6 protein-coding genes are annotated in these 5,202 nt (G+C 36.9%); 2 read left to right on the forward strand and 4 right to left on the reverse strand.

The window, feature by feature from the left end:
- Nucleotides 1-74: 74 nt before the first annotated feature.
- Together H541_RS0110450 and H541_RS0110455 are read right to left on the reverse strand one after the other, a co-directional pair.
- Nucleotides 75-1,097 carry a 2-hydroxyacid dehydrogenase gene (locus H541_RS0110450; RefSeq protein ID WP_022797234.1) on the reverse strand — a complete coding sequence of 341 codons (1,023 nt, stop codon included), beginning with the start codon at nucleotides 1,095-1,097 and terminating at the stop codon, nucleotides 75-77.
- Nucleotides 1,098-1,364: 267 nt separating this feature from the next.
- Complete coding sequence (locus H541_RS0110455) at nucleotides 1,365-2,423, reverse strand: AEC family transporter (protein ID WP_022797235.1); 1,059 nt, start codon at nucleotides 2,421-2,423, stop codon at nucleotides 1,365-1,367.
- Nucleotides 2,424-2,769: 346 nt separating this feature from the next.
- Between H541_RS0110455 and H541_RS0110460 the strand changes: the two genes are divergently transcribed.
- Together H541_RS0110460 and H541_RS0110465 are read left to right on the forward strand one after the other, a co-directional pair.
- Nucleotides 2,770-3,384: a TVP38/TMEM64 family protein gene (locus H541_RS0110460; protein WP_022797236.1), complete on the forward strand. Its 615-nt coding sequence runs from the start codon at nucleotides 2,770-2,772 to the stop codon at nucleotides 3,382-3,384.
- 209 nt (nucleotides 3,385-3,593) lie between these two features.
- Complete coding sequence (locus H541_RS0110465; RefSeq protein WP_022797237.1) at nucleotides 3,594-4,082, forward strand: acyl-CoA thioesterase; 489 nt, start codon at nucleotides 3,594-3,596, stop codon at nucleotides 4,080-4,082.
- Between the two features lie 210 nt (nucleotides 4,083-4,292).
- Here H541_RS0110465 and H541_RS12395 read toward each other — a convergent pair whose 3' ends face one another.
- Together H541_RS12395 and H541_RS13545 are read right to left on the reverse strand one after the other, a co-directional pair.
- Nucleotides 4,293-4,895: an ECF transporter S component gene (locus tag H541_RS12395; protein ID WP_022797238.1), complete on the reverse strand. Its 603-nt coding sequence runs from the start codon at nucleotides 4,893-4,895 to the stop codon at nucleotides 4,293-4,295.
- 89 nt (nucleotides 4,896-4,984) lie between these two features.
- On the reverse strand, nucleotides 4,985-5,202 hold a 218-nt coding region (locus H541_RS13545), incomplete at its 5' end, for a hypothetical protein (protein WP_026501784.1).

Consider the following 5,202-nt stretch of genomic DNA (forward strand, 5'->3'; position numbering starts at 1 on the left):
AGTCACTCTATCTCGAAAAATTAAGTGCTTATTTTCGGATAGATTTCCTTATGGCTCGAAGTTAACCGCTTGTATTACAACCTCTTTGTTGGTAAGTCCACTTTGTTAGTGACTTTTCCTGTCGTCAAAACTTCGTGTAAGTTTTCGTAACTAGTTTCAATCATATTTGACAAAGCTTCATCAGTATTCGAACCAATATGTGGTGTCACCAAAACACGTGGGTAAAGGTCGACAAGGGCTTTGACAGTAGAATCTGGTAATTGGTTTTCTGCATCAAATTTCTTGAAGAAAATAGTTGCTTCTTTGGCAAATACATCAGTTCCAAAACCACTGAGTTGGTTAGATTCTAATGCTTCTAAAATAGCAGAATTGTCTTGTAGTTCACCTCTAGCAGTATTAATCAATATAGCTCCTGGTTTAACTTTAGAGAGAAAGTCACTGTTGATAAAGTTTTCGTTCTTACCAGGGAAGTAAGGGATATGAAGGCTAATGATATCACTTTCTGCAATGACGTCATCTAATTCCTTAAAGGTGACAACTTCTTTTGCAGCATCACTTTGGAAAACATCATAACCAAGAACCTTAGCCCCTAGCCCTTTGTATAACTTAGCTTCCGTTAACCCAATACGGCCAGTTCCGATAATACCGACAGTACAATTTCTAACTTCTTTACTGAACATCGTACTATCCACACGGAAATCGTAACGAGATGTTTTGCTTGTTGTGTAAGCAGTGTGACGAAGTAACATCATACCAAGGGTTAAAGCTAATTCTGCAATAGCATTTGGTGAGTAAGAAGGCACACGGGCAACTAGCATATCGTAATCAGCAGCAGCTTGTAAATCAATGTGGTTAAAGCCAACGGTGCGGGTGAAGAGGTATTTTACTCCGTATTTTGCGAATTTTTCGATATTTTGACGATCTGCTAAACAGTTACCACGAAGAATAACAGCGTCCATTCCTTCAGCTGTTTCTACGTTGTCATGGTTCAGTAGAGGTTCCACTAGGTTTAAATCAAAACCATAAGTATTTAATTTGTTGAAGAAAGGTACTTCGTTAGGTCTAACACCATAACATACGACTTTTAAACTTGACATGAATGAGTCTCTCCTTATTTGGCTAAGTGTATTTGAATATGCTTGTTTTCAGAATGATGAATTATATAGAGTGTTTTAGAATAATATGCTAATTTTCAGCTATCTCGCCTTATGACACAAAGCTAAGCACTCCATGAATAACCTCTTTGTCGGTGTTCCTGGAGTAGCTTTTCCGTAAATAAGTCACCCTATCTCGGAAATTTAAGTGCTTATTTTCGGATAGGCTTTCTTATTTCTCAAAGCTGACCACTCCATGAACAACCTCTTCTAGAATATTCCGGTCGATCCTATAATGTTTACGATAACGATCCATATAGGCATCATGACAACTGCCGAGACGGTTGACAGTAGGGAAGCGTTTGAGGCTAATAGAGCGTCTTTATCAAAGCTAATGGCATATGCGGCTGCCACGGTTGCAGTAGGGGTTGCCATCATGATGACAACAGTTCCCAAGCTAACTAGGTTAACAGGTAGAATGTGCGTTACTGATAAAAGAATCAAGCAAACGATATTGAGTAATGGTACGCCGATAACTTTGACAAATGAATAGAACCAAGACGTTTTATCCGAAGCTGCTTCTTTAAAAGTAACGTCGCCTAGTGTTGCTCCGATTGCTAACCAAGCTAGCGGTGAGGCTAATCTTGCAAGGTATGACATTGGTTTGAATAACCAGACAGCTGTTTGGTCGATTCTAAGGAAAGCAACTTGACTTGCTCCTCCTTCTACTAGAGGTGTGACTGAAACTTGTGGCAAGAAATCTTGGAACACCCAAATGAATAAGCCTAGGAAAGTAGCAATAACAATTGGATTCAAGAACATCGTTTTGATGTTTTTGGCTTCCATTTTCAAGCCACTCATCTTGATATAACCATAAGAGTAAAGGAAAATTCGGTAACCGATATTGAATATTGAAGCATACAAGACCCCTTCAGGTCCATAGATAGCTCCTACAATAGGAATACCAAAGAATGTCGTTGAACCAAAAATGGTCAAGACACGTAACGTATCTTGTTGGTCACCTTTAAATTTAAGGAAAATAGGTTTTGAAACAAAAATCAAAATTATATAGATTGCGATTCCCCAAATTAAGATATTCATACCTTGTTTTAAAGATTCCGTATCGATATCTTGCATGAAAGCATTGAACGCTAATGCTGGTAAAGCAACGGTTAGTACGACTTTTGATAAAGTTTTACCAATCGTTGGACCAAATGTTCCCCGTTTTCTGAGAAAAAAACCGAGTAAAATAATAATTAAGGTTGAAGTGATAGCACTGATAATATTCATATCAGTAACAGTTGTTTGTAGGATATCTAAAAAATTCATAAGTAACTCCCCAACTAAAATTTGATTTTATTTTCACAAATTGATGTGTAAAGACGTCGTCGACAACTTCTTACATAGGTCATTGTATACTAATTCACAAAATGGTTAAGTTTAGTTAATTAAAGAAACTTATGTAAGTAATGTAAGTAAAAATGTGTCTTTTCTGTAAACTCTTTTTAAAATATTCCCTTTAACTAGGCATTAAAGCTAGAAGTATGCTATACATGTATATAGAACTATTAAGAAGTATCGATTCAGACATGTAATTCAATCTTAAGACCTATGACATGTGGTGTTAAAATCGGTAGAATGATTTTAACATTATTTAAGTTGAAAGGAGCCCACGATGAAGGAAGCACCATCTGTAGTTTGGAATCGCAGAGCCATTCAAATCATATCCGTTATCGGGGTTGGGTTAACGATTTGGTTAGCATACTGGGTCTATAAATCAGGCTTTTTTGAAGGAGATGCTTTGCCGTTCCAACACCTCTTAATGAGATTGGGTATTTATGGGCCATTATTATTCATTGCAATCCAAGTGATTCAAGTCATTTACCCTGTTATTCCAGGAGGAATTACCTGTGTGGTTGGCCATGTGGTATTTGGACCATGGTATGGTTTTTTATTTAATTTTATTGGCATTACGATTGGCTCGGTCATTAATTTTCACCTAGCAAGAAATTTTGGGAAGACCTTTGTACAAGCCTTTGTCAATGAGCAAACGTATGATAAATACATTACATGGTTAGATAAAAAGAATCGGTTTACAAAATTATTAGCTACAGCATTTATCCTTCCAGGTTTTCCGGATGATTTTCTTTGCATGGTTGCTGGGTTGACAGAGATGTCTTTCAAACGTTTTATGGTCATTTTTATGGTCTCGAAACCTGTTACGTTATATGTGTATACGGTGGCTATGGCTGGAGGTATCCGATATATATTCTTACATTTACCGTTTTGATAACCACACATGTTGCAACTTGTTTATTTGAACCACTAGCAAGTATAAAAAGTTTCTTCAGTGAAAAGACTGAATTATTTAGTATCCATCGCTAAATAATTCAGTCTTTTTCCTGAGCCAATCGAATAGGGCATATTGCATATTGAAGCGCTTAATAAATTGTGCTAAAGTTCATAGGCATAGTTTAGAAATCGTGGAGGGAATAGTAAATGAAGTGTGTTGAGACAAAAGTCGTTCAAAGTCATATGATCAAACCTAAGTATTTAAATAATCATCAGACTCTTTTTGGTGGCTACCTACTGGCTTGGCTAGACGAGTGCGGTGGTTTGACTGCGAGACGATTTGGTAAGGATGAGGCAGTGACTGCTTCAATCGATAATCTGAATTTCTTAGAGCCAATCATGGTCACGCATCAATTTACAGTGATGACTTATGTTTCAGGAGTAGGAACAAAAGCTATCGAAGTGTTTGCTAAAATGATTGGCGAGGATCTGGATACGAGGGAAAAATATCTTGCTGCTAGTACATTCCTAACGTTTGTTTTCAAGGATCAGACCTTTACAGATGTGACGATTGAACCTGTCACTGAGGAAGAAAACTATATTTGCCAAGGATATCAAGCACGTGTTGCACAGCGTAAAATGAATCGCCAGTTGCAAGCAGAGTTCGTAAAGGCGATTGATACTAAGTATTTATAGACTGACTCTAATAGAAGAGTGATTCTTTAAACTACTGATTAGTTTGTAATAGTTGATTAAGTTGTAATGAAAGAGAAGGTGTTAGTGGTTCTTGACGGACCACTAACACCTTCTCTTCTCAATACTTAAATCATTCAAATAACATAGAGGTCCTAATAGAAGTCCTAAGAGTTCCAAGATGCAATTGATGACAATATCTTTGCAATTTAATCAGTCTGTACTGTTTTGAGCTTTTCCTCCACGCTTATGCCAATAAATAGTAGCAACTATTGGAACAACTATGGCAGCGGCGATTGTTTCCGGTATGCCGTTTGTGGTCACTATACCACCTAAGATGAGGTATAGTTGCGATGGGTCTACTTGATTTAACTCTGCAAATTCAGCCCCTTTTATGACATAGATCAAGCCTAGTACGCAGAATGTGTTAGTTAGTGTCCCAGCAATGGCTGCAACAAGAGCAGCTATTTTGATTGAATGTCTTTTCATTAACCAGATGAACAGTGAGCCAGCAACGATTGGAATCAAGACCCGTGGTAAGACCGCAATAATAAAATTACGAAAAATTAAGATGTCAAAAACGGATGATGGTGCGATATAAGCTCTACTGAAGCTAAGAACCCCCCATGCTAAACCTACAAGAATGGAGTTCTTTAGAGGTAGGATTACAGCTGCAATAATTACGGTAATATGGATGATAGTGATGTTAAGGGGTGGTATTGGTATATACCCTAATAAAGGAATATAAGTTTGAAATAGAAGTATCGCAATGAAAATTGCAGTTAGTGTTAGTTGATATGTTTTTTGTTTAGCCATTTTGCACCTCTTAGTTTAGAATAATGTATCTTTATAGTGTGTCCTTATAATGTGTCTTTTGAGTTAGAAAAATGACATCTGTCAAGTCTTTATGGCGTAGTTGCTTCAATCAAGTCTATTATACCAACATGCTTAATTTTTAGCGAAATATCGGTAGCACAATTCGGTCTAATGAGTGAAGCAGAGATAAAGACAGGCAAATTGTCAATAATCAATAATGCTATAATAATGTCTAGGGTTGTCAAACATATGTTATCTGAACTGATAATAGTGGTGCTTGATGTCTTGTCCACCAAAACGAATTTTT

Source organism: Bavariicoccus seileri WCC 4188, assembly GCF_000421665.1.
Classification (GTDB): domain Bacteria; phylum Bacillota; class Bacilli; order Lactobacillales; family Aerococcaceae; genus Bavariicoccus; species Bavariicoccus seileri.

Bases quoted from the DNA above. Each gene is read 5' to 3' on its own strand.
- H541_RS0110450 (WP_022797234.1), bottom strand. From the start codon at position 1,097: ATGTCAAGTTTAAAAGTCGTATGTTATGGTGTTAGACCTAACGAAGTA.
- H541_RS0110455 (WP_022797235.1), bottom strand. From the start codon at position 2,423: ATGAATTTTTTAGATATCCTACAAACAACTGTTACTGATATGAATATT.
- H541_RS0110460 (WP_022797236.1), top strand. From the start codon at position 2,770: ATGAAGGAAGCACCATCTGTAGTTTGGAATCGCAGAGCCATTCAAATC.
- H541_RS0110465 (WP_022797237.1), top strand. From the start codon at position 3,594: ATGAAGTGTGTTGAGACAAAAGTCGTTCAAAGTCATATGATCAAACCT.
- H541_RS12395 (WP_022797238.1), bottom strand. From the start codon at position 4,895: ATGGCTAAACAAAAAACATATCAACTAACACTAACTGCAATTTTCATT.